This window comes from Jeotgalibacillus salarius, from assembly GCF_004405125.1.
Classification (GTDB): Bacteria; Bacillota; Bacilli; order Bacillales; family Jeotgalibacillaceae; genus Jeotgalibacillus; species Jeotgalibacillus salarius.
In genome coordinates this window covers 129697-154661 of record NZ_SORX01000007.1, presented here as the reverse complement: position 1 = coordinate 154661, position 24965 = coordinate 129697, and the positions used below count along the sequence as shown (strand labels likewise).

General features: G+C 39.3%; 19 protein-coding genes and 1 riboswitch. Of the genes, 13 read left to right on the top strand and 6 right to left on the bottom strand.

The window, feature by feature from the left end; genetic code table 11:
• Positions 1-59 precede the first annotated feature (59 nt).
• Together E2626_RS12860 and E2626_RS12855 are read left to right on the top strand one after the other, a co-directional pair.
• Positions 60-1109, top strand: coding sequence for a M42 family metallopeptidase (locus E2626_RS12860; protein WP_134382174.1), 1050 nt, complete (start codon positions 60-62; stop codon positions 1107-1109).
• 63 nt (positions 1110-1172) lie between these two features.
• Positions 1173-2636 (top strand): UDP-N-acetylmuramoyl-L-alanyl-D-glutamate--2,6-diaminopimelate ligase, encoded by a 1464-nt coding sequence (locus E2626_RS12855; RefSeq protein ID WP_134382173.1) that lies wholly within the window; start codon positions 1173-1175, stop codon positions 2634-2636.
• Between the two features lie 55 nt (positions 2637-2691).
• On the opposite strand, the gene E2626_RS12850 is transcribed toward E2626_RS12855, so the two are convergent.
• Positions 2692-3909, bottom strand: a complete 1218-nt coding sequence (locus tag E2626_RS12850; RefSeq protein ID WP_134382172.1) for a NupC/NupG family nucleoside CNT transporter — start codon at positions 3907-3909, stop codon at positions 2692-2694.
• Positions 3910-4050: 141 nt separating this feature from the next.
• On the opposite strand from E2626_RS12850, the gene E2626_RS12845 reads away from it, so the two are divergent.
• Complete coding sequence (locus E2626_RS12845) at positions 4051-4290, top strand: YueH family protein (protein ID WP_134382171.1); 240 nt, start codon at positions 4051-4053, stop codon at positions 4288-4290.
• A gap of 16 nt (positions 4291-4306) precedes the next feature.
• On the opposite strand, the gene E2626_RS12840 is transcribed toward E2626_RS12845, so the two are convergent.
• A complete protein-coding gene (locus tag E2626_RS12840; protein ID WP_134382170.1) occupies positions 4307-4984 on the bottom strand; it encodes a class F sortase in 678 nt (225 codons plus the stop codon).
• 7 nt (positions 4985-4991) lie between these two features.
• Complete coding sequence (locus E2626_RS12835; protein ID WP_134382169.1) at positions 4992-5792, bottom strand: DUF4397 domain-containing protein; 801 nt, start codon at positions 5790-5792, stop codon at positions 4992-4994.
• 175 nt (positions 5793-5967) lie between these two features.
• On the opposite strand from E2626_RS12835, the gene E2626_RS12830 reads away from it, so the two are divergent.
• From E2626_RS12830 to E2626_RS12790, 9 genes are all read left to right on the top strand, one after another.
• Positions 5968-7533, top strand: coding sequence for a peptide chain release factor 3 (locus E2626_RS12830; RefSeq protein ID WP_134382168.1), 1566 nt, complete (start codon positions 5968-5970; stop codon positions 7531-7533).
• A gap of 295 nt (positions 7534-7828) precedes the next feature.
• Positions 7829-8854 (top strand): EAL domain-containing protein, encoded by a 1026-nt coding sequence (locus tag E2626_RS12825; RefSeq protein WP_134382167.1) that lies wholly within the window; start codon positions 7829-7831, stop codon positions 8852-8854.
• Positions 8855-9161: 307 nt separating this feature from the next.
• Positions 9162-10529, top strand: coding sequence for a Na+/H+ antiporter NhaC (gene nhaC, locus E2626_RS12820; protein ID WP_244094325.1), 1368 nt, complete (start codon positions 9162-9164; stop codon positions 10527-10529).
• Positions 10530-10643: 114 nt separating this feature from the next.
• Positions 10644-13715 carry an efflux RND transporter permease subunit gene (locus E2626_RS12815; RefSeq protein ID WP_134382166.1) on the top strand — a complete coding sequence of 1024 codons (3072 nt, stop codon included), beginning with the start codon at positions 10644-10646 and terminating at the stop codon, positions 13713-13715.
• 89 nt (positions 13716-13804) lie between these two features.
• A complete protein-coding gene (locus E2626_RS12810) occupies positions 13805-14896 on the top strand; it encodes an SDR family oxidoreductase (RefSeq protein WP_134382165.1) in 1092 nt (363 codons plus the stop codon).
• A gap of 53 nt (positions 14897-14949) precedes the next feature.
• Positions 14950-15051: riboswitch (yybP-ykoY riboswitch) on the top strand.
• 123 nt (positions 15052-15174) lie between these two features.
• A complete protein-coding gene (locus E2626_RS12805; RefSeq protein WP_134382164.1) occupies positions 15175-15954 on the top strand; it encodes a TerC family protein in 780 nt (259 codons plus the stop codon).
• Positions 15955-16218: 264 nt separating this feature from the next.
• Entirely contained in the window at positions 16219-16896 is a 678-nt protein-coding gene (gene sigI / locus E2626_RS12800; RefSeq protein WP_244094324.1) for an RNA polymerase sigma-I factor, read from the top strand.
• Entirely contained in the window at positions 16896-18020 is a 1125-nt protein-coding gene (locus E2626_RS12795) for an anti-sigma factor domain-containing protein (RefSeq protein ID WP_134382162.1), read from the top strand. The genes sigI and E2626_RS12795 overlap by 1 nt, the downstream gene beginning before the upstream one ends.
• Before the next feature lie 127 nt (positions 18021-18147).
• On the top strand, positions 18148-19497 hold the full coding sequence (locus E2626_RS12790; protein ID WP_134382208.1) for a TrkH family potassium uptake protein: 1350 nt from the start codon (positions 18148-18150) through the stop codon (positions 19495-19497).
• Positions 19498-19561: 64 nt separating this feature from the next.
• Here the strand turns inward: E2626_RS12790 and E2626_RS12785 are convergent, their stop codons facing one another.
• Complete coding sequence (locus tag E2626_RS12785; protein ID WP_134382161.1) at positions 19562-21304, bottom strand: B12-binding domain-containing radical SAM protein; 1743 nt, start codon at positions 21302-21304, stop codon at positions 19562-19564.
• 162 nt (positions 21305-21466) lie between these two features.
• Positions 21467-22480 carry an acyltransferase family protein gene (locus E2626_RS12780; protein ID WP_244094323.1) on the bottom strand — a complete coding sequence of 338 codons (1014 nt, stop codon included), beginning with the start codon at positions 22478-22480 and terminating at the stop codon, positions 21467-21469.
• A gap of 233 nt (positions 22481-22713) precedes the next feature.
• On the opposite strand from E2626_RS12780, the gene E2626_RS12775 reads away from it, so the two are divergent.
• Positions 22714-23988 carry an ATP-binding protein gene (locus tag E2626_RS12775; protein WP_166786822.1) on the top strand — a complete coding sequence of 425 codons (1275 nt, stop codon included), beginning with the start codon at positions 22714-22716 and terminating at the stop codon, positions 23986-23988.
• A gap of 173 nt (positions 23989-24161) precedes the next feature.
• Here the strand turns inward: E2626_RS12775 and E2626_RS12770 are convergent, their stop codons facing one another.
• Complete coding sequence (locus E2626_RS12770) at positions 24162-24929, bottom strand: carbon-nitrogen family hydrolase (protein ID WP_134382158.1); 768 nt, start codon at positions 24927-24929, stop codon at positions 24162-24164.
• Positions 24930-24965 lie beyond the last annotated feature (36 nt).

Below are 24965 nucleotides of genomic sequence, written 5' to 3'. Positions count from 1 at the left end.
TCTTTTTATAACAGTGTAGTAAACTGGTCTATAGATGAAATTTTACAGGAGGTTCAAATATGCAGCCCAACTCAAAAGAAACAGTGGATTTACTAAAGGAACTGGTATCTATTCCAAGTCCATCAGGAAACACTTTTGAAATCATTACATATATCAAAGACTGGTTTTCAGAACGAAACATTCCGTCAAGGATTACCAACAAAGGCGGGCTGATTGCCACATTTCACGGTGAAAACATGAATGAGCACCGCGTTTTGACTGCGCATGTAGATACACTTGGTGCCATGGTGAAGGAGATCAAATCTGATGGCAGGTTAAGGCTGTCTATGATCGGAGGATTTCGCTGGAACGCTGCAGAAGGGGAATACTGCACAGTTGAAACATCAGAAGGCAGTAAATATACCGGCACTATTTTGCTCCATCAGGCGTCAGTTCATACATATAAAGATGCCGGATCAGCTGAACGTAATGAACAGAATATGGAAGTAAGGCTGGATGAAGTCGTTCATTCAAAAGAAGATACAGAAAAATTGGGTATATCAGTTGGAGATTTCATTTCATTTGATCCACGCCCTCAGATTACAGAAAGTGGATTTTTTAAATCACGCCATATCGATGACAAAGCGAGTGTAGCCATGCTGATGAAAGCTGCAGAACAAATCAAAAATGATGGAATCACACTTCCTTATACGACGCATTTCATCATTGCGAATAATGAAGAAATCGGCTTTGGGGGCAATTCAAACATTCCTTTCGAGACAAAAGAATATATTGCAGTGGATATGGGGGCGCTGGGAGATGGTCAGAGCTCCGATGAATTTACAGTATCGATCTGTGCAAAAGACAGCTCAGGCCCTTACCATTATGGCTTAAGAAAGCATCTCGTTCAGTTAGCAAAAGAAAATAATATTGCTTATAAAGTCGACTTATATAATTACTATGGTTCTGACGCTTCTGCTGCAGTGAGAGCGGGAGCAGACATCAAGCATGGATTAATTGGTGCAGGGGTGGACGCGTCACATGCCAATGAACGTACACACGAAAAGTCACTGTATAACACTGAGTCTCTCATTCTTCATTATCTCCAGTCTTCTTTAAGTAAAGATTGAAGTTATAGAAAAAAAGAGTAAAATATCAGATGAAGAAACCTTCTAACGAGTGAGGAATTAGAGATGAAAACAAATGAATTCATAGAAAACCTGAAAATTATTAAACAAATAGGGATACTTCCTGAAGAAATAAATGAACTTGAAGTCGATTCAAGAGCTGTGAAGGAAGGAGCGGCCTTTATTTGTCAAAAAGGTTACACAGTGGACGGTCACGATTTTGCCGGACAGGCCGTTAAGCAGGGAGCAAAACTGATTATCTCAGAAAAAGAGCTGGATATATCTTCTGCAGAAGCTGCTCAGGTGATCGTTAAAAACTCTTCACGCGCACTTGCTGTGTTATCTGACCGGTTCTACGGTTCACCATCTAACAATATGAACGTATTTGGTGTAACCGGAACAAATGGTAAAACATCAGTTTCCACGTTAATTCATGAATTGATCAGAAAACTGGGTGGGCGCTCTGCACTCTCAGGCACGATTGGATTCGATCTGGATGGAGACCTTCGCCAAAGTGCGAATACTACAAGTGATCTGTTGACAACACAAAGAATGATTCATACAGCAGAGAAGCATGGTGTTGATAATATGATATTTGAAGTATCTTCACACGGGCTTGTTGAAGGGCGTTTGTGGGGGATTGATTTTGATGTGGCCGTATTTACTAACCTCAGTCATGATCATCTTGATTATCACCATACTATGGAGCATTATGGTTACGCCAAAGGACTTTTGTTTTCACAACTTGGGCAGGATTTAACAAAGAAAAAAGCTGCGGTACTGAATCTTGATGATGAGTGGTTTGAGCGGTTTGCACAAATGACTCCTCATGAAGTGATCAGTTACAGTATGGAAAAGCAGGCAGATTTCTATGCCGAAGATATTCAATATATGTCTGATCGCACATATTACAAACTTTTATCACCTGAAGGCGAGTTTCAATTAGAAACGCAGCTTCTTGGTACATTCAATGTATCAAACACGCTGGCTGCCATCGCGGCACTCTATGCGAAAGGCTATCAAGTATCAGACCTTGTGGAAGCATTAAAAGACATTGCGCCTGTATCAGGCAGAATGCAGCTGGTGCCGACTGAAGCACCATTGTCAATCTATATTGATTATGCACATACACCGGATGCAATTGAGAAAGCAATTAAGTCTGTCATGCCATTTAAGAAAAACAGAATTCTGTTTTTAATTGGAACTGGTGGAAACCGGGATAAGACTAAGCGTCCTGCCATGGCAAAAATGGCTTCTCTTGCAGACTATGTTGTACTAACTACTGATGATCCGCGTTATGAAAGCTATGACAGCATCACGTCAGATCTTGAAAAAGGAATGATGCACAACGGCTATGCATGTATTGGTGACAGAGGAGACGCCGTCAGACATCTGATGCAGCAGGCAGAACCGGACGATATTATTATTTTTGCAGGTAAAGGACATGAAGACTATCAGATCATTGAAAGCACTAAATATCCGCATAGCGACAGTGATATTGCGCTGAATGTTATTGCAGAGAGATTTTAAATCACAAAAAGGGTTGTCCAATTAAAATGGACAACCCTTTTTACTATCTTGTTTATTAGAAGAACATACCTGCGATTGAAGCAGAAAGCATAGATGCAAGTGCACCAGCTGCTACCGCACGGATACCCAAGCGTGCAATGTCAGGACGTCTCTCAGGTGCAAGGTTACCAAGCCCGCCAAGCAGGATAGCCAGAGATGAAATATTGGCAAATCCACAAAGTGCGAATGTGATAATGGCAACAGATTTATCTGAGAAAGTATCTATTTCAGGAGCGAAATTTGCATAAGCAACAAATTCATTCAGTACTAGCTTTTGACCAATAAAATTACCGGCACGGATTGCTTCATCCCACGGAATACCAATTGCAAATGCGAGAGGTGCGAAAACATAACCAAGGATCAATTCAATTGATAGCTGTTCGAATCCAAACCAGCCACCAATTCCGCCAAGAATTCCGTTTAGCATTGCGATTAGAGCGATAAATGCAATCAGCATTGCACCTACGTTCAAGGCAAGCTGCAAACCTGTAGAAGCTCCTTTTGCGGCTGCATCAACCACGTTAGAAGCATCTTCATCTGCCTCCATTTTAAAGTCATCCGGGTCAGGTGTGTTATCTGTTTCAGGTACAAACATTTTTGCCATAACTAGTCCTGCAGGAGCAGCCATGAAACTTGCTGCTAACAAGTATTCCAATGGTACGCCTAGCGCAGCGACCCCTACAAGAACAGCACCAGCTACTGATGCAAGTCCTCCTGTCATAACTGCAAAAAGCTCTGAGTTTGTCATGTTTTTAAGATAAGGTTTAATAACCAGCGGTGCTTCAGTCTGACCAACAAAGATGTTTGCAGCTGCTGACATAGACTCTGCTTTTCGTGTGCCAAGTAACCACGATAGTCCACCACCGAGAAATTTAACAACAACCTGCATTACTTTCAAATAATACAGTACAGAAATAAGAGACGAGAAGAAAATAATAATTGTTAATACATTAAATGCAAAAACCATAGGATTGTCCGGATTTGCGTACGCGAATCCTCCAAGCACAAAATCAATACCTGCATTTGCATAGTTAATGATGTTATTAACGCCAAGAGTCAAAGTTTCTAAAAACTGTGCTCCAAAACTTGTCTGAAGAACAATAAAAGCGAAAGTTAACTGAATGGCCAGTCCCCCGAGTACAGGACGCCATTTAATCTGCATTCTGTTATTAGAAAAAATAAAGGCGATGCCCAGGACGGTTAAAATCCCTGCAAATCCCCATAAAATGTTCATGTTGACAGCTCCTAACAATTATTGTTGTGTGTGTTGCTTTATTGCTTTTCTCATTCTACAATGCAAATGCAAGCGTTTCAATAAGCGTCACAGAAACGTCAAACAAATGTATGATGTCTGACATCTGAGGAGGAGAACTACTTGAAAATCAGAAAAAGCTATGGTTCAAACGGCGAAAGATCCGTGTATATTCATGAGAACAAAAAAGAAGAATCGATCCTTGTTGCAATTCCATCTTTAGAGTGGTCCTATTTTTTCAAATATGATGAAGCAGGGGAAGAACTTTACACGAGTATCAAACATTCTATTACTAAACAAACAGATTCAAATGAAGCGGAAGAATTATCATCACGCATTCGTCAATGGACGAGTGAAATGTAATTAATTTAAAGGCTGATCATGTCTGATCAGCCTTTAATTCTGTATAAACTACTAATCTTTCAACATATCCACCATTGCCACGATCAAAATAACCTGTACATGTAATCAGGTTTAATCCTCTTTCAGGCGAGGAACCAAAAATATCTTCAATTGGTGCCTCACCAGTATCGTAAGCTACTGAATCTTTCACCACAAAAACGAGTGTTTCTCCATTAGCATCAGTCACTGTAATTTCATCACCCGGAGTCAGTTCTTTGAGATCCCAGAAAACAGCGGGAGCTTTTTCGCTGTCTACATGACCGGCAAGAACTGCATTTCCTTTTTGCCCGGGCTTGTATCCCGGTGAAAACCATGCAACTTCTTCGCCATTATCCGGTACTGCCATGCCGCCGGATTCATCAAGACCATAAGGATTAATAACAGCATCTACACCGATTGCCGGAATTGTCACTCTATTTGGTGTGAGTGAAACATTCTGCACGATTGATTTAACTGTAGCTTCATTCGTTCCAACTGTTTCAGTAGTTTCATCATTTTCCTGGACTTGTGGCTCAGTCGAATTCTGTTTCAACTCTTCACTCATTTCAGGTTCTTCTGCAGGAGGAGCAGCCGTATCTGCAGAAAAAAGCTGATCAGATGATGAGCAGCCGCCCACCATCAAAATCAGCCCTGTAAATATCAATAGTTTTTTCATTGTTTAATTATGATTGGAATACGCGCTTGCGGAATACAACCAGTAATGCTGCTCCAGCAGCCATAGCTGCAACTGCCATCATACCTGCATTCGACTGGTTAGCTGCTCCACCCATACCTGTTTCAGGCATTTCAGAAGGCATGCTTTCAGCTGCAGCTGCAGTGACCACTAATGGCTCAATGCTATCAAGCGTATTAACTGCATATACGCTGTATGCTGTACCAGCTTCTAGTGCTGTACCAGACAGATCAAGTACCTGATCACCTTCTGGCGTACGTACTTCTAAGTCATATGTGCCAGCTTCAAGTTCTACAAAATCAGTAACACCAGGGAATTCTGCTCCTGAGAATACTGCATCTCCATCGATTAGACCAACATCAACTGCCGGTGCATCCGGAGAGAAGTGTCCTGCACGAACTTTAGTCATTCCTTCACCAATTGTAAGGTCATCTTGTGTTACATTAAGCTCAATGCTATCAAGTGTTCCTACAGCAGCTGCAGTATAGTACATTCCTTCTTCAACTGTAAGAGTTTCAGAAATGACAGCTGTTTCAGTATCTCCGGCAGGGAAGATTTCAACTTCGTGATCTCCTGCAGGAAGTGCTAAGTAATCTGTGAATGCTTTAAATTCTGCGCCTTCAACGACTGCATCACCATTGACGTATACATCTACTGCCGGTGCGTCAGGTGATGCGTGAATGACTCGAACCCAACCTTCTCCGCCTTCGTGATTGTCAGCCAGAGCTGCGCCTCCCATCATTGCCATAACCATGATTGCTGCAGCGATTGAACTAAAAAGTTTCTTCACACAAATCACGCTCCTTTTTTTAATTGGTACAAGTAATGTACAACTTATTTATACAACGTGTTTAATTTTTGCACAACTCTGAATGTGCTTTTTTGCATATCGGGTTACATTGCAATATGCTATAGAAACTAATATGATGTTAAATGTAGAAATTAATACATGAGAGGAAATGGATATGACACTTATAGATGATGTAAATTCACGCCGGACGTTTGCGATTATTTCTCACCCGGATGCCGGTAAAACCACTTTAACTGAACAGCTTTTACTTTTTGGAGGAGCCATCAGAGCAGCTGGTACTGTTAAAGGAAAAAAAACAGGAAAATATGCAACGTCTGACTGGATGGAAATTGAGAAACAGCGTGGGATCTCAGTTACATCTTCAGTGATGCAGTTTGACTATCTGGATAAAAGAATTAATATTCTCGATACACCTGGACACCAGGATTTCAGTGAAGATACTTACCGCACATTAATGGCTGTTGACAGTGCGGTTATGATTATTGATGCTGCAAAAGGGATCGAAGCACAAACCTTAAAGTTATTCAAAGTTTGTAAAATGAGAGGCATTCCAATTTTCACGTTTGTAAACAAACTTGACCGTCAGGGAAGAGAACCACTTGAAATTATGGAAGAGCTTGAAGAAGTACTCGGGATAGAATCGTATGCGATGAATTGGCCAATTGGGATGGGGAAAGAATTTTATGGCATTTATGACCGTTATCATAAAAGGATTGAGCAGTTCAGAGTAGAAGAGGATCAACGTTTTCTTCCATTAAATGAAGAAGGTGAACTGGACGGCGATCATGAGATTAAAAACTCGTCATTTTATGACCAGGCACTTGAAGACATTATGCTACTTAATGAAGCAGGAAATGAATTTACAACGGAACGATTGAAGAATGGTGAAGTTACGCCAGTATTTTTCGGCAGTGCTTTAACTAATTTCGGAGTTCAGACATTCCTGGAAACCTACCTCCAGTTTGCTCCGGCACCTCAACCGAGAAAAACGGATCAGGGAGAAATAGAAGCAACTGAAGAAGAATTTTCCGGCTTTATATTTAAGATTCAGGCGAATATGAATCCTGCCCACCGTGACCGAATCGCCTTCCTGCGAATCTGTTCAGGAAAATTTGAAAGAGGAATGCCAGTGCAATTGAGCAGAACCGGTAAAACGATCAAGCTCAGTTCCTCAACATCATTTCTTGCAGATGACCGGAACACTGTTGATAATGCAGTGAGTGGAGATATCATCGGAATTCACGATACAGGCAACTATCAAATCGGTGATACGCTGACCGGCGGGAAGAAAAATTTTGCTTTTGAAAAACTTCCACAATTTACTCCGGAATTGTTTATGAGAGTTACAGCTAAAAATGTGATGAAACAAAAACACTTTCATAAAGGAATCAATCAGCTTGTTCAGGAGGGTGCTATTCAGCTGTACAAAACATACAGAACGGATGAAATCATTCTTGGAGCAGTCGGTCAACTGCAGTTTGAAGTGTTTGAACACCGGATGAAAAATGAATATAACACAGACGTCATGATGGAAAACATCGGTTCAAAAATTGCCCGCTGGATCGAAAACGAAGAAGATGTCAAAGATTCAATGTCTTCACAGAGAAGCGTGCTGGTTAAAGATCGCTATGGTAAGCTTGTTTTCTTATTTGAAAATGATTTTGCAATGCGATGGTTTTCGGATAAACATCCGGAAATTAAACTTTATAGCCTGCTTTAATCAAAGCTATCTTACAGTCCAGTGTTATTTTTTGGCAGCTGGTGATTGGAGCGTAAGGCGGTGACTCCTGCGCCCGGCCGCTGAAAGCGTGCGCCTGAAGCGGAAATCAACAGCCAACTTTAACAGAGCTTTAACTTAAAATAATTTAATCAAAAAACCTGCCTCCTTAGGAATTTATAAGGAGGCTTATTTATTTTTAAAAGCATTATCTTTTTACTAATCAGTAGGAATAAAGTATGCTTTTATAGGGTAGATATATAGCAGTATAAATGAAATTAAAAATGGGGGCGGACAAATGTTTACTAAATGTGTGAATTGCGGGGTCAGCATAAAATTTGCTGATGAGGGTACATTTCATTTGAAAAACGTGACTGAACAGGAGATTAACAGGCTATCATTTCCGGTTATCGGATTAGAAGGTACATATAAAACCGGATATCAAAGCTTGACTCAGCTCGAAGAAATGACTGGTGAAGTTACTGCACTCAATAAAAAAATTGACTGCGGAATATCATCTAAAAATAATCACGCTCAATTTATGACAGCTGAGTTATTCAAAACGAGACTTGAAAATAGAGATACGGTTGAATTTATTCAAGATGGAAAACTTGTCAGCCATCTTCAGCCAATTGTAAATATCTCAACAGGAGAAGTATACGCCTACGAGTCTTTATTAAGAGCTGACAGCAGCGAGAAAAACATCTCTCCTTATGAGCTGTTTCAAGTGGCAAGTCATGCCGAGATGCATTCACTTCTTGATCAACGAGCGAGAGAAGAAGCGATCCGTGCCAGAAAAAACCATATAAAGCCTGGTATCAAAAGTTTTATTAATTTCCTTCCTTCTACCATTTATAACCCGGAATATTGCCTTCAACACACATTCAGTGTAGTGAACAAATATAATGTAGATCCTGCAGATCTGGTTTTTGAAGTAGTCGAAACTGAAAAAGTACAAGATGTAGATCATTTGAAAAAAGTGTTTCAAACTTATAAGCGTGAAGGCATGAAAGTTGCCCTTGATGACGTTGGTGCAGGTTTTTCTACAATAGAAATGTTAAAATTGCTTGAGCCTAACTACGTAAAAATTGACCGGTCATACGTTGACCGATGTGATGAAAATATTAATAAACAGGATTTTCTTTCTGAAGTTACGCACGTATCGAAAGAACTTGGTATTACTGTATTAGCGGAAGGATTGGAAAGAATTGAAGAATTAAAAGTTTGTAAGGATATCGGAATTGACCTGTGTCAGGGATATTTAATCGGAAAGCCTGAGCCTACAGCAAAAACACCGATTATTAATACTTCAGCAGCATCATAATGATAAAGGGTTGACGGCTTAATCAATTCAATATAAAATCATCGTATGCTTTATTGCTTAAAAGCGTCTAAGTAAAACAGTATACTGCGATGATCCGACAGATTCAGTAGATTATTGACCTGCAGCAAACAGAGACTGGGAGAAAGCTGAAATCCCAGGCAGCCGGTAATTGAATTACGCCTGTTACAGTGGATGTACGATCAAAAGTGAGTGACATACTAATTTGGGTGGTACCGCGGAGTTTACTTCGTCCCTTCTGTGGGGCGATTTTTTTGTGTCTAAATTTATTCAGTCGGGAGGATTTATTGTGAAAAAGATACATCAGTCAGTAATGCCCTCTATTTCAGAGAGTTTATTAATAGTTGTAATGATTGTAGGGATTATGAGTCTGAGTATGATCGGATTTGGTTCAGTTCCGCATATTCCAATTATGATTTCAATTTTACTATTAGTTTTGTTCGGATTATTTAAAAAGATCAGCTTTAAAGAGTTGCAGGAAGGTATGACACAAGGTGCTGCTTCAGGAATGACAGCTATCTTTATTTTTTTATTTATTGGTGTTTTAATCAGTGCATTTATGTTGTCAGGGACCATTCCAACTTTAATGTTTTATGGCATGTATTTAACAGACTTTCCGTTTTTCTTTACAGCAGTTTTCGCGATTACAGCTGTGATCGGAATTAGTATAGGGAGCTCCCTTACAACTGTAGCGACAGTTGGTGTGGTGTTTATCAGTATAGCCGGTTCACGTGATTTCTCCCTGGCAGTTACTGCGGGTGCAATTGTCTCAGGCGCATTTTTTGGTGATAAAATGTCACCTTTATCTGATACGACAAACTTAGCATCTTCTGTGGTTGGAGTAGATTTATTTACTCATATACGACATATGTCATGGACAACCATTCCTGCATTTGTTCTTACAGCGATATTATTTCTGTTGTTTCCAACAAGTCAAAGTGCAGCTGGTGCTGAAGGAATTACTGTGATTAAAGATCAATTGATGGATACAGGACTGGTGCATTTGTATAGCTTACTGCCAATCGTTTTGCTTTTTATTTTTGCAGCAAAAAAAGTACCGGCATTACTGACACTGATCACAGCCATTTTGTTCAGTGTTGCCATTTCATATATTCACAGCAGTACTTCATTATCAGAGCTGTTTCAAATTCTATTTTCTGGTTATACAGGTGTATCTGACAGTGATCAAATAAATCAGCTGCTGAACCGGGGCGGAATGGAATCAATGATGTTTACAATTTCGCTTGTATTTTTAGCACTTGGATTAGGAGGATTACTTTTTACAACCGGTGTGATCCCTAAAATTTTTGCCCAAATTAAAGAGAGTAAAGGAACGCTTGTGAAAGCAGCAGGAACAGCGATTGGAACTAATATTTTAATCGGTGAGCAATACTTGTCAATCTTGTTAACTGGTGAAACGTTTGCTCATAGAGTGGACGCAGAAAAGATTGAGCGAAAAAATCTTTCAAGGGTGCTTGAGGATGCGGGCACTGTCATTAATCCACTGGTTCCCTGGGGCGTATGTGGTGTGTTTATTACCGGTGTACTCGGTGTTGAAGTGCTCGACTATCTTCCTTTTGCGTTCTTCTGTCTGATCTCACCAGTCATTACGCTTATCTATAGTTTGACTGGTTGGACCGTTACCAAAACCGACTGATATGATGATATTGTGAACGGCGCATTTTAAAATTGATTAGCGACAGGTTTGTCGGTATAGTGAAAAGTAGAGTAAAATGCTGGTCAATAAGGACTAGCGGAAGGAGCGTTTCACTTGAACATCAGTCGTTTTTCAATCAAACGGCCAGTATTTACAATCGTAACAATGCTGATCGTTCTCTTAATAGGTACAATTTCACTAACGAGAATACCGCTGCAATTGATACCTAACATCAATGCCCCGGTTTCAGTCGTAGTAACTTCATATCCGGGAGCAGGACCGACAGAAGTACTTGAAAAGGTGACGAAGCCCATTGAAGCTCAGGTTGCACAGCTGCCAGGCTTGGAAAATGTGCAGTCAACTTCAACAGAAGGTTCTAACCTAGTATTACTTGAGTTCAATTTTTCAACAGATATAGATGATGTAGAGCAGGATATCAGACGGGCAGTAGAACAGGTTCAGCTGCCGGATGATGCGAATCAGCCCCGTGTTCTAAAGTTTGATCCATCTCAGTTCCCAGTCATTCAAATGAGTCTGAGATCTTCAGATGAAAGCGAGAATATACGTAACCTTGCTGAAGAGTTAGAAGTAGAGCTTTCAAGAACAGAAGGCGTTGCCAGTGTAGATATTTCAAACTCTCTGTCAGAAGAAGTGAGAATTTCTCTGGACCAGGATGACCTTCAATCTTATGGTTTGACTCAATCAGACATTTCGAATGTCATTCAGTCAAACAATGTCTCATTTCCGGGAGATACCGTTGAAACAGATGGCAAAAGCCTGACAACAAGAATACTGAGCACATTAACCTCAGTTGAAGAAATTGAAGAGCTGGTTGTATCATCTGATCCTGAAACAGGTGATGATATTACAATCGCTGATGTTGCAGATGTACAGCTTGGTGAACAGGAGCAGTCAGTGATTACGCGTGCAAATGATGAGAATGCTGTGCTGATCAGCGTGTTGCAGGAAGCAGATGCAAATACAGCAGATGTTTCAACAGCTTTTCAAAATGCACTTGATTCACTACTGGAAGAAGAACAATATGAAAGTGTTACTGCAGATGTGCTGTTTGATCAGGGTGATTATATCCAGCTTGCGATTGGAAATATTGCGAGTGCATTGATTTTTGGTGGTATTTTCGCCATGGCCATATTGTTCTTATTTTTAAGAAATATTAAAAGTCCTATTATTATTGGCGTAGCGATTCCTTACTCAGTAATTGTGACTTTTGTATTGATGTATTTTGCTGACTTTTCACTAAATATTTTCACACTCGGCGCACTGGCTCTTGGAATCGGTATGCTTGTCGATAATGCGATCGTTGTGCTTGAAAATATTTATAGACATCTTGGAATGAAGAAAGATCCCAAATCGGCAGCGAGAGACGGGGCTAAAGAAGTTGCAAGTGCGATCACTGCATCCACGCTTACTACAATTGCGGTATTTATCCCTGTAGTATTTATTGAAGGTTTAATTGGAGATCTTTTCACTGAATTTGCTTTGACCATCTCATTCAGTTTATTTGCATCCCTTGTTGTTGCATTAACTGTTATTCCAATGCTTGCGAGTAAAATGTTAAAAGAACCGAAAGAAGATCTTGAGAAAAAAAGAAGAGAATCGCCATTTACAAAACGTTTTATGGGATCAGTAAAGTGGTCACTAAAACACAGATGGGCACCCATTCTGATTACACTTATTCTATTAGGTGCAGGTGGATTTGGTATTTCCGCCGTTGGAACTCAATTTCTTCCTGCAACAGACGAAGGCTTCTTCGATATAAGCGTATCATTAGAAAATGGTACTGCACTTGAAGAAACTGAAGCAGTGATTGCTGCGATCGAAGATGAATTAAGAGAAGAAGAATCAATTGATGTTTACCTGAGTCAAGCTGGTTCATCTGGTCAGGGTGGTATTGATAATTCGCCGGACGGCTCATCAGGGAATATTTTTGTTAAGATGAAGCCGCTTGATGATCGGGATACCTCAGTATTTGAACTGATTGAAGAGATTACCCCTGACATCGAAGCAGCAGCTACTTCGGTAAATGAAACTGCAGAAGTTTCGGCATCGCTGCAGACGGCAACGGGAACATCACCGCAGACGCTTTCATTCAGTGTGCGGGATACAAACGAGTCACGTCTGAATGAATCAATTGATCAAATCAGAGATGCATTAATCCAGCTTGATTCAATCACAGAAGTTGAAACAGATCTTGAAGATACAGTTGAAGAAGTCCAAATTGAAATTAATAGGGAAGATGCAAGAGAAGCAGGCTTGTCTCCCGCTCAAATTTCCCAGGAAGTGAATGCTGTTACACGAGGCGCACTAACGACACAGATTATCACAGATGATTCAGATGTATATGATGTGTATATCCAATACGATGAAGAAATCGCCAATACAATAGACGGACTTGAAGAACTTGCGCTAAGAGCACCTTCAGGAGAATTCATATCACTTGGCGATGTAGCGGAAATTACAATAGGTGAAGGTCCTGTATCAATTCAGAGAATTGATCAGCAGGCAGCTGTAGGGTTTACAGCTTCTTACACAACTAACTCAAATCTCGGCGCAGTGTCTCAGGAAGTAGATGAGGCAATTGCAGATCTGAATCTGGCTGATGAAACAGAAGTCGTATTCGGTGGAGACAGAGAATTGCTTGAAGATTCAATTATGGATATGCTTCTTGCAGTGGGACTGGCTATTGTTTTAGTTTACTTTGTAATGGCGGCTCAGTTTGAGTCATTTAAATATCCGTTTGTCATTATGTTTACAGTGCCGCTGATGGTTATTGGTGTGGCTATTGCACAATTTGTCACCCAGACACCTGTCAGCGTGACATCAATTATTGGTCTCCTGATCCTGACCGGGATAGTCGTCAATAACGGAATTGTACTTGTTGATTACATTAATCAACGTAAAGCATCCGGTATGCAGAGTTATGATGCAATCTATACATCTGTCAGAGATCGTGCCCGTCCAATTCTGATGACAGCACTGACAACAATTCTTGGACTTGTGCCACTCGCACTCGGTATTGGAGAAGGAACAGAAATTAATCAACCGATGGCAATTACTGTAATCGGAGGTTTAATCAGTTCAACATTCCTCACGCTTTACATTGTACCGATTGTATACAGCTTTTTAGATCCTGAAACTAGAAGAATGAATAAGAAAGCCAAATAAAAAAAGGCAGCCCCCATGTTTTAAATCTGGAGGCTGCCTTTTTCGAATGGAGTTTTTTTCTGTATAATTAAAAGCAAAGGAGTGATCATATGAAAACTGGATATTTCGTGACGGGCTTTCCCGGTTTTATCAGTGAAAAACTGCTAAGAAAATGGTTAAATGAAGACGATGAAAAGAATATTTATTTACTCGTACTGCCATCTTTTCAGCAAAAAGCTGCAGCGAGAATTGAACAGATCAGAAATGAGGTTTCAACTGCATCATCTATTCATATTGTCCAGGGTGATATTACAAAAAAAGATCTCGGGCTGTCAGCTACAGTCTCAATTCACTTGAGGGATAAGATACATTATGTGTGGCATCTTGCGGCTGCATATGACCTTGCGATTGATAAGCCAACTGCATATAGAGTGAACGTAACAGGGACTTACAACGTAAATGAATGGGTTAAGTCTCTCGCACAGTTAAAACGCTATATTTATTTCAGTACAGCATATGTAGCAGGGCGAAGAACAGGAGTGGTTAATGAACAAGATCTTATCAGGCCTGACCAGTTCAGAAATGCTTATGAAGAAACTAAGTTTGAAGCTGAAGTGCTGGTGGAAAATATGAAATCTGATTTTCCTGTAACCATTATGCGTCCCGGTATCGTCAAGGGAGATACTAAAACGGGTGAGACAAGTAAGTTTGACGGGCCTTATTACTTATTAAATATATTTGATAAAACAAAAAGGATTCCGCGTATCCCATACATCAGTCGCAGCAGTGCAACATTAAATGTTGTCCCGGTTGAGTATGTTGTAGAGGCCTCATCCTGGCTGGGGAGATCTGAAAAAAGCGCAGGGAAAACGTATCATCTGACTGATCCTAATCCTTATCCTGCAAGAGAAATTTACCGATTTCTTATGCAAAAACAAACAGGAAAAAGACCTTCAGGATTCATTTCTAATCAGCTGATGGATAAGATTTTGGCAATACCGGCAGCAAGAAAACATCTTGGAGCTGAAAGAGAAGGTTTGGAGTATTTCTTCTGGGAAGGTAAATTTGATCAATCCCAGGCTGCTGAAGATTTAAAAGAATCAGGTATTTTTTGTGCAGATTTCCTTGAGGGCCTGGATGCAATGGTTGCTTTTTATAATCGGCATAAGGATGAGAAAAGTTTCCATACATCAATAAAATAATCTTGTCAAAATCTGAGATAATGATATAATAAATTCAATTCAATAACGCTTTGACATTTGTCAAGGGGGAGTAGCTGTAGCTGTGTAATCAGCTAATTATAATCGTCACGACATGAACATAGCGGTTCATCGGTTATAATGGCATTTTAATGCTTAGCAAGACCTTTGCCTTTTATTAGGCAAAGGTTTTTTTATGTTCACTCATATTTTTATGAGGCGGACGATTAATTACTCTTGAGTTGGAGAAACTAAAAGGATATAAGAGGAGGAAGTAAGGAATGGATGCTGCGTTATTATTAGAATACGGTTGGGTGCTCATCATTCTTATAGGGCTGGAAGGAATTCTGGCAGCAGATAATGCTGTAGTGATGGCTGTCATGGTTAAGCATCTGCCGCCTGAGCAGCGTAAAAAAGCATTATTTTACGGTCTGTTTGGGGCATTTGTATTCCGATTTGCATCACTGTTTTTAATTGCAATATTAATTGATGTATGGCAAGTGCAGGCAATTGGTGCTGCTTATCTGTTATATATTTCAATCAGTCACGTGTTCAAACAGGTCCGTTCTAAGAAGGATGAATCTGTAGAAGCAGACGATGCAGAAAAATCTGCAAAAGGATCTGGCTTCTGGATGACTGTACTGAAAGTCGAGATGGCTGATATCGCTTTTGCAGTCGATTCAATGCTTGCAGCTGTTGCGTTGGCTCTAACTTTACCGGCAGTTGGTGCTTTTGAGATTGGTGGTATGGATGGCGGACAATTTATTATTATTTTCCTCGGCGGATTAATCGGCTTAATTATCATGCGATTCGCAGCTCACTGGTTTGTAAAACTGCTTGGAAAATATCCATTACTTGAAACTACAGCATTTTTAATTGTTGGTTGGGTAGGAGTAAAGCTTGTTGTGTTGACACTTGGACATCCTAACGTTCAACTCATTGACACTCATTTCCCGCACTCTACTGAATGGAAAATCATTTTCTGGTCAATACTCGTTTTAATTGCTGGAGGAGGATACATTTTGGCAAAGAAGCGTGGAGAGGAAAGTACCGCCTATTAATTGTAAGGTCTGCTCTGTTGTAGGAGCAGGCTTTTTTTATGCGACCACGCTGTGTCTCCGTAATATAATCAAACTTATGACAAAACCACCCCCTCTTGTGACAAACATATTACGTAAACTTTATTAAAATAAAGCGACCTTCCATTCGACACAAAATACCGGTACAATTTGTCTATGACGTGTTGAATAGAGGTGGAGAGATTGCTATCCTTCCTTTTGTTTGGATTATATAAATTTTCTTCAAAGCTTACCCTTGAGGAAAAAGTGAATCAAATACAAAAAGGGAATACAGAGCTTTTATCAGAAGTGTTGGAAGATTATAAGCCTTTTGTTAAAAAAGCAGCTTCAAAGGTTTGTCAGAGGTACATCTATGATTCTGATGATGAATTCAGTATCGCACTAATCGCATTTCATGATGCACTGATGAAATATCAGACTGATAAAGGAGCCTCTGTGATCAGTTTTTCAGAAGTGGTTATAAAAAGGCGGATCATTGATTATTTCAGAACGCATCAAAAAGAAAAACAGGAAATTTTATTCGAGCCTGGGGATTCTCAGGAAACGGCTGGATATTTGGAATACGACCAGTCTATGAAGGTCTATACCGCAGATTTGGAGTCTGAAGCAAGAAAAGATGAGATTGCACGCTACAGTGCTGTCTTGAAAGAATTTGGTTTAACGTTCAGCGAACTCGCCTCAAATTCCCCAAAGCACAAAGATGCAAGGCGAAATGCGATTTTTATAGCTAAATTAGTCAGTTCCAATCAGGAATGGTTTTCAGAATTAAAAAGTAAAAACAGGCTTCCTATTAAGAAAATTGAAAAAGATGTTGATGTAAGCAGAAAAACGATTGAGCGTCATAGAAAGTATATTATTGCGGTCTCAATTTTACTAAATGGACATTTTCCTTATCTTTATGAGTATGTGAAGGAGCAATTATAATGAAAAAAGGAATTGTAATAGAAGTAAAGAAAAGTCACCTCGTCCTCTTAACAAGCGATGGAGAGTTTTGCCGGGTAAAGAAAACAAATAGTCATGTTGATATTGGAGAAGAAGTCGTTTCACAGGTATCAAAAGTCCGGTCTGTACAGAGTTTTACTGCTGCTGGCTCGATGGTAGCGATTTTATTACTTACGTTTGTTTTACTACAACCATTTTTAAATCAAAAAACTTTTGCACACGTAGCTGTGGATATTAATCCGAGTTTTGAGATCGAACTGAACAAGCATAATAAGGCAGTGAACCTGGAACCGATTAATCAGGATGCTGAAGCGATTATAGCGAACCTTGATTGGGATCGAAAAGATATTCGGGATGTAATCGCAACAATAGTCAAAGAAAGTATTGATGCAGGTTATTTGTCACCGGAAGATGGAGAGATTACGATATCCACTGCTATTTCAGAAGGGACAGATGAAACTTTTGAAAAAGAGCTTCAATCTATATTGCAAGGCTGGTCTAAGCAATCCAACGTGCCAAACGTTGCATTTTTAAAGGGAAATATAGAAGATGTAAATCAAGCAAATGACAGAGGAATGTCATTCGGGCAGTTGATCTCTGAAAAAATGAGTAAGAGAGAAAAGAACACGACACCTGAAAATCCTGTACCATCTAACAAAGAAGAAACAGAAAGCGCGGAAGACACGAAAGAAGATACTAAAGATGTTACTGAAGAACCGGCTGAAAAGTCTCCCCAGGAACCGGTTGAAGAATCTCCTCCTGAAAATGAGCCTGCTAATCAAGAAGGTATGGATAAAAAGCAGAACAATGATGAAAAACGAGAAGAAAATACTCAGAATCAGGAAGAACGTAAAACTGAACAAAATGAACGAAAAGAACAGAAGCATGAAGAAGTAGAAGAACGATCCAATCAGGATAACAGCAGCAACGACAACAATAGCAATAATGGAAACAGCGGCAACACTGGAAACAACGGAAACAGCGGAAACAGCGGAAACAGCGGAAACAACGGAAACAGCGGAAATAACGGAAACAGCGGAAACAACGGGAACAACGGGAACAGCGGAAACAATGGAAATAATGGAAACAACGGAAATAACAATTAAGCAGGGATCCCCTGCTTTTTCTTTTTGCTGAATTTGCATCGGAATGCGTTATATTTAAAAAACCTATTTTAATATCAGTGTTTTTCATATAAGCTATGTATAGATTTGAATGAAAGGAATTACAACCATGTGGCAGAAGCTGAAAGACAGGATTAGAATGCTAAAACCTGCCCAACTGATTGTCACTTATTATTTCCTGGCAATCAGTTTATCATTTGGGCTACTGAGACTGCCATGGGTACATCAGTCGGGGCAGGAAGTTTCGTTAATTGATTCACTATTTACAGCAGTAAGTGCAGTAAGTGTAACGGGTCTCACGGTTATTCAAATTACAGAGACTTATACTGTTTTCGGGATCGTTATGGTCATGCTGATTTTGCAGCTTGGTGGAATTGGTATCATGTCTCTTGGGACATTTGTATGGCTGTTGATCGGTAAAAGAATTGGATTAAGAGAACGTCAGCTCATTATGCTTGATCATAACCAGTATAATTTGTCGGGCGTAGTGAAACTGATTATTGAGATTATCAAAATTCTCTTATTAATCGAGGCTGTTGGAGCCATCCTTTTAAGTTTATATTTTACACAGTTTTACGAAACCTGGGCCGAGGCTGTATTGCAGGGTGTGTTTGCATCCGTTTCAGCGACAACTAACGGCGGATTTGATATTACCGGACAATCAATGATTCCATATGCGAATGATTATTTTGTTCAGGTTATTACAATCTTGCTTATTATTTTAGGGGCAATCGGATTCCCGGTATTGATCGAATTAAAACAATTTTTAAGCCACAAATCAGGTCCTTTCAGATTTTCGTTATTTACAAAAATTACGACAATCACGTTCGGTATACTGCTTGTTGCAGGAACATTGCTTATTTACTTAATTGAATATAATAAACGGTTTGCTGATGTCAGTTGGCATGAAGGCCTTTTTTATGCATTGTTTCAGTCTGTATCGACCCGTTCGGGAGGTCTGGTGACAATTGATGTTAGTACGTTTTCTGAACCGACGCAGTTAGTATTAAGCCTGTTAATGTTTATTGGTGCTTCTCCGAGTTCGGTTGGAGGAGGAATCAGAACGACTACATTAGCGATTGCTGTACTTTTTCTGATTAACTTTTCACGTGGACGTCAGCATATTCAGGTTTTTGGAAGAGAAATTCATCTAGTCGATATTTTCAGATCGTATGTAGTCATTATTCTTGCGGTACTTATGTCGATGGTATCAGTGATCACGATCATGATCATTGAAGATTTAAGCGTGATGGCGGTAATTTTTGAAGTAACATCGGCTTTTGGAACTTCAGGGATGTCTATGGGAATCACGCCAACATTATCTACACCGAGTAAAGTGATATTAATGATTCTCATGTTTATAGGAAGAGTAGGGTTGATTTCATTTTTATTCATGATTGGTGGGAATAATAAAAAAGAAAAGTTCCGTTATCCGAAGGAAAGAGTGATTATTGGGTGACAAAAAACCGCTGTGGTGTATCCGCAGCGGTTTTTATATGGGCTTTCAATATCGTTGCCCATGATTAAAATGTGGTCGAGGTTGCTGTTTGTTCTTTAGTAAACTCAAATAGTGACGGGGACCCTGTTTTAGGGTCGTAATAAGCAAGGAGATAGACTTGTACAGGTTTACCCTCAATGCTTTTTAATCCTTCCACAAGTACTGTGTGTTTGTGCAATTCTTTTTGTTTTAAGTTAAGTGATGCAAAATGCTCACCCGCAATTTCAGGATTTGAAAGGAGTAAATCGTAAAGATTACTAAAGTTTATATCCTCCTTGTCCCACCACGGTTTGCGCGGTTTAAATTTATGTTTTTGAAGATAATCTTTCTTCATGAGATAAGTGGTATATGGGAGAGTCTCATGTTTAGATTCTTCAATAAATTGATAGAGACGCTTAAACAAATCTTCCAGCTGATGCCCGATACGTGACCAGCCTTTTTGATCCCAATAAGTACCGAAATCCTGAAAGAAATCAAAGGGTGTTTCAAAAACTTCAGTCGTTAAATAATGAATTGTGTCATCGAGCCTGTGGTCATTCCAATACTTTTCCAGTACGTCTTCCACATGTTTAATTCTTAATATATCATCAAAGGTAAGCTGGTTATTACTCAGAATTTCATAAGGAGCATGGTCCATATACACATACTGATGATCTGCTGCATTTATTCTCAGTCCTGTTCCTCTGAGCATTTTAAGAAAGCCCAGCTGAAGTTCTTCAGGTCCTAATTCATAGACGTCATTAAACGTCTGTTTAAAAGATTGATAGTTCTCTTCAGGAAGTCCGGCAATGAGGTCCAGATGCTGATCAATTTTTCCGCCGTCTTTCACCATCGTGACTGTTCTTTTAAGCTTTTCGAAATTCTGTTTTCTTTTAACAAGCTCGTTTGTGTGATCATTTGTAGACTGGACACCAATTTCAAATCGGAACAAACCTTCCGGCGCGTGATCATTTAAATACTGAATAACTTCCGGCCGCATAATGTCACCTGTGATTTCAAATTGAAAAACAGTACCGGGCAGGTGTTCGTCAATCAGGAATTCGAACATCTCCATCGCATAGCTTCTGCTGATATTAAAAGTCCTGTCAACGAACTTGATGATGCGAGCGCCATGCTTCATTAGGTAACGTATGTCTTCTTTAACAGCTTCCCGTTCAAAGTATCGAACGCCAACCTCAATTGAAGACAGACAGAATTGACACTGAAATGGGCACCCTCTGCTCGTTTCTACATAGGTAATTCTTTTTCTTAAATCAGCCTGATCTTCTGCAAATCTGAATGGAGAAGGCAGCGTTTTTAAGTCCGTTTTTTGAGGCTGAGGGGTCAGGTGCATCCTGCCATCAATTAAACTTGCGACACCACGCACCTGGTCATAATTGATTTTACCCGACAGATAATCCAGCAACTCTTTAAAAGAGGCTTCACCTTCGCCGACAACGATGTAATCTGCATCATGTTCAAGTCTTTTAAGCCAGTAAGGAACATCATATGTTACTTCCGGGCCGCCGAAGATAATTTTAATTTCAGGTAAAATCTTTTTAAGCATTTTTGCAACTTGGATCGTTTCTTCGATGTTCCATATATAACAGCTGAAACCAATGACATCCGGCTTTTTAGCGTATAAATCTCCGGTTATATTCAAGATCGGATCATTAATTGTGTATTCGGCCAGTTCGATTTGATATTCTGCGGCAGCAGCTTTCAAATATCTAATCGCTAAATTAGTGTGAATATATTTGGCATTTAAGGACGCCAGTACTGTGTTCATGTCTAAACTCCTTTATTTACAAATCAACTATATTTTACATGACAGTATGCGGCCTGACAATGGTTGTTCGTTATAATGAATAAACATTGTATGAAAAGGTTTATTTTATCAATTCATAGTGTTAGAATAGGATGAAATAATATCCGAAATTTTGGATAATGACTATTCTTTTTGATTAAGCATTTTTTTAGCTTTTGACGTTCTTAATTCAACTATTGGTTGTCCAAGTGCAGCGACCCATCTGGATGAAAGAAAGATTGTTAAGAGTAAAGACACTGCCAAAATAATGAGTAGAGAGAAATAAGGATTAATCATCAACCCCAGTCCGCTTTCCCGATAGAACTGAATAATAAATCCGTGAAAAAGATATACATACAAAGTATTCAGTCCCCATTTGGTGAAAAACATCTTATTCACTGGTGCAAGAGAAAAGAATGCAGTAACTAGCCAGAAGCTGACAGCATAAATCACTAATCTGAGCATTGGGCTTGCTTCAACCGGTGTGCCCAAATCTTCATATGAGTGAGAACCGAACAGCCACCTGCTGCTCCAGTCAGGTAAAATGTAAATAGATGCAAATGCGATCAGTATAGAAATAACAGAAATTATTTTTATTTTATTACTCTTCAGCACACTGAAGAAGTTCCGGCTTAAGTAATGACCGGCCAGGAAGAATGGAAAAAAGACAAACGTTCTTGAAAGACTCAGTGTAGAAGTATAATCATTTACAAAACCGACAATTACACCAAGAGTGATACTGATAAATAAAGCCATCTTCCACTTCAGCTTTAAAATGTCAACAAATAAAATCAACAGTAAACTCCAGAAAAATAGACTGATTAAAAACCATAGTGCCCACTGCGGGTTTAATGGGTCTATGTCAATGTTGTTTTGATTTCTAAGGAAATAATAGTAAATTGTATAAATGAATTGAAATATTAAATATGGCACAATCAACTTTTTCAGCAATTTTAAGAATAATCCTTTTGTATAGTTTGCCTTGGCAAAATAGCCGGCAATTAAAATAAACGCAGGCATGTGAAAAAAGTATATCGTTTGATAAGTAGTCATTAATAAAGGATCTTCCTGGATGATGCTTTGAATCGCATGACCGAAAACCACTAAAAAGATTAAAATAAATTTAGCATTATCAAAATAATAATCTCTCTCAGACATCATTACACCGCTTTCTATTACACTTCATTCAGTTTACATACCCGTTTTCGCTATTAATAAATCCGGTGAAGATGGCATAAACATTAATGAAGTTCATTCTAGCGAAAAGAAGGGATATTAATATGCTTTCTAGACATTTGTCACAATTAGAGCCTTTTCAGGATTGTGGAGAACAAATAGACCAAGCTAAATTTAGTTCACGAATATTGAATCATATTAGTGAGTGTGCTTTGTTGACTGACCAAAATGGAATTATACTCAATTTTAATGAACAGAGCAAACAATATTTCGAGATGAGAGCTGGAATCAAGATCTATACATATTTGAAACCTGAACATGTTGAATGGCTAAAATCCTGTATGATGAATAACAAAGCCGATGAGAGGGAAATACAGTTACTTTTTGTGGACTCGGATCATGAATGCACTTGTGAATTTATCCCTGTAACAGGAGAGGAAAGATTCATCCTTATATTTAAAGACATAAATAAAGGTCCTGAAGATGAAATCTTTACGACTATATTTGATAAAGCAATTCATGGTCTTATGCTTATCAATGCCAATGGTTCAGTAGTCAGATCCAACCTTTTTGCAAATAAGCTATTAAACCTTCAAAACGGAAGAAAGGTCAACATCTATCGCTTGTTGGATGAGTATGAAACTGAGAAGAATATACCTGGATTCGATCAACAGTTTGCTCCTCAAGCAACTGAAAATATAGTAAGTGATGTGATTAAGATCAGATCACATTATTTTGAGTTTACAAAGGTTAATGAGATATCTCAGGGATACGATTTGATTGTGATCAGGGATATAAGCGAAGTTGTGGAATACATGAGACGGGTTGATCATCAGGATACGCTCAAAGTAGTGGGTCAGCTTGCGGCAGGGATTGCGCATGAAATCAGAAATCCGATGACTTCTCTAAAAGGCTTTATTCAGCTCCTTGAACCTAATTTAAAAGATCATCAAAAAATGTACTTTGAAGTGATTAATTCGGAGCTTAAGAGGATTGAGACGATTATGACAGAATTCTTGATGCTGGCAAAGCCTAAAAACACAGTGTTTGAAAAAATTAATTTGACCAGGGTGCTTGCGGATACTGTTGACATGATGAAGCCACAGGCAATTTTACATGATGTAGATATTAAATTTAATGCCCGGCAGTCAGAACACTTAACGTTTGGTGATGCAAACCGTCTCAAGCAAGTATTTATTAATCTTATAAAAAATGCACTTGAAGCGATGCCGGATAAAGGAGAAATTTTCGTATCGGTTGAAACTTCAGGGAATCAGCATCTCATATCCGTCAAAGACAATGGATGCGGTATTCCTGAAGAAAAGCTGAATAAGTTAAATGAGCCTTTTTTTACAACGAAAGTAAACGGAACAGGTCTCGGACTGCCCGTCAGCCTGAAAATCATTGAGGAGCACCAGGGCACTGTAAATGTGATCAGCAGATTATATGAAGGAACAGAATTTAAAATTGGTTTGCCTCTGATGGAATAAAAGGATCTTGTTCAAAGTTCATTATGCTGAGCAAAATGATGCAAACAGCTGTGAGAATGCGGGACGGTGAATTCCGCGCCAGGAAAGAGCCCGTCCTGAAAATGTCAGCTATATAGGCTCACTTCCCGGCCCGAAAAAATAAGTCCCGTACATAAATGAGCAGCGGTTATGATTTAATAAAAATCCGCTCTCCTGTCGTCAAAAATTGGAATCCTTTTGCGAATTTCTTCGACTTCCTCTTCGTAAATATCACCGTACACAATTTCTTCCCTATCAGACCCCTCAGCAATTACTTTTCCCCAGGGATCAATCATGATTGAATGTCCGCCAAATTCATTTGCATGATCACTTCCAACGCGGTTACAGGCAATTACATATACCTGGTTTTCAATTGCTCTGGCTTTTAATAGAGTGGTCCAGTGATCAATCCTTGCGGCAGGCCACTCTGCAGGGATCACCACTACTTTCGCTCCACTCAGAACAGATTTTCTGATCCATTCAGGAAATCTGATATCATAACATATAAAGCCTGCAAAGTGAATTTGTTCAAGCTTAAATGAAGCATCATCAGCACCTTCTTTTAAATAGAGATGTTCATCCATTAACTTAAATAAATGCAGCTTGCTGTATTCGTGAATAAGTGAACCTTTCCGGTCAATGACTGGCATTGTATTAAAGATGTTTCCATCTTTAAGGTTAGCTGCGGATCCGCCAATAATATTTACGTTATATTGAACGGCCAGTTCTCTCAAAAAAGTAACAGTTTCATTGTAGTGATCCTGCATATTTTTCAGGTTTGGCAGATCATAACCTGTCGTCCAAAGCTCAGGTAAAATAATCAGGTCTGCCGTGTGCATTCTGCTTATCCAGCTTTTCACTTTTTCATAGTTTTTTTCAGGATCTCCGAATGCCAGATCCATTTGAAAGATTGCGATTTTCATATGTTCACCCACTTTTCAGAATCGTCTTTACAATTA

Excerpts from the sequence above, each read along its gene's own strand:
- E2626_RS12860 (WP_134382174.1), top strand. The coding sequence starts at position 60 with ATGCAGCCCAACTCAAAAGAAACAGTGGATTTACTAAAGGAACTGGTA.
- E2626_RS12855 (WP_134382173.1), top strand. The coding sequence starts at position 1,173 with ATGAAAACAAATGAATTCATAGAAAACCTGAAAATTATTAAACAAATA.
- E2626_RS12850 (WP_134382172.1), bottom strand. The coding sequence starts at position 3,909 with ATGAACATTTTATGGGGATTTGCAGGGATTTTAACCGTCCTGGGCATC.
- E2626_RS12840 (WP_134382170.1), bottom strand. The coding sequence starts at position 4,984 with ATGAAAAAACTATTGATATTTACAGGGCTGATTTTGATGGTGGGCGGC.
- E2626_RS12830 (WP_134382168.1), top strand. The coding sequence starts at position 5,968 with ATGACACTTATAGATGATGTAAATTCACGCCGGACGTTTGCGATTATT.
- E2626_RS12825 (WP_134382167.1), top strand. The coding sequence starts at position 7,829 with ATGTTTACTAAATGTGTGAATTGCGGGGTCAGCATAAAATTTGCTGAT.
- E2626_RS12810 (WP_134382165.1), top strand. The coding sequence starts at position 13,805 with ATGAAAACTGGATATTTCGTGACGGGCTTTCCCGGTTTTATCAGTGAA.
- E2626_RS12805 (WP_134382164.1), top strand. The coding sequence starts at position 15,175 with ATGGATGCTGCGTTATTATTAGAATACGGTTGGGTGCTCATCATTCTT.
- E2626_RS12795 (WP_134382162.1), top strand. The coding sequence starts at position 16,896 with ATGAAAAAAGGAATTGTAATAGAAGTAAAGAAAAGTCACCTCGTCCTC.
- E2626_RS12790 (WP_134382208.1), top strand. The coding sequence starts at position 18,148 with ATGTGGCAGAAGCTGAAAGACAGGATTAGAATGCTAAAACCTGCCCAA.
- E2626_RS12785 (WP_134382161.1), bottom strand. The coding sequence starts at position 21,304 with ATGAACACAGTACTGGCGTCCTTAAATGCCAAATATATTCACACTAAT.
- E2626_RS12780 (WP_244094323.1), bottom strand. The coding sequence starts at position 22,480 with ATGTCTGAGAGAGATTATTATTTTGATAATGCTAAATTTATTTTAATC.
- E2626_RS12770 (WP_134382158.1), bottom strand. The coding sequence starts at position 24,929 with ATGAAAATCGCAATCTTTCAAATGGATCTGGCATTCGGAGATCCTGAA.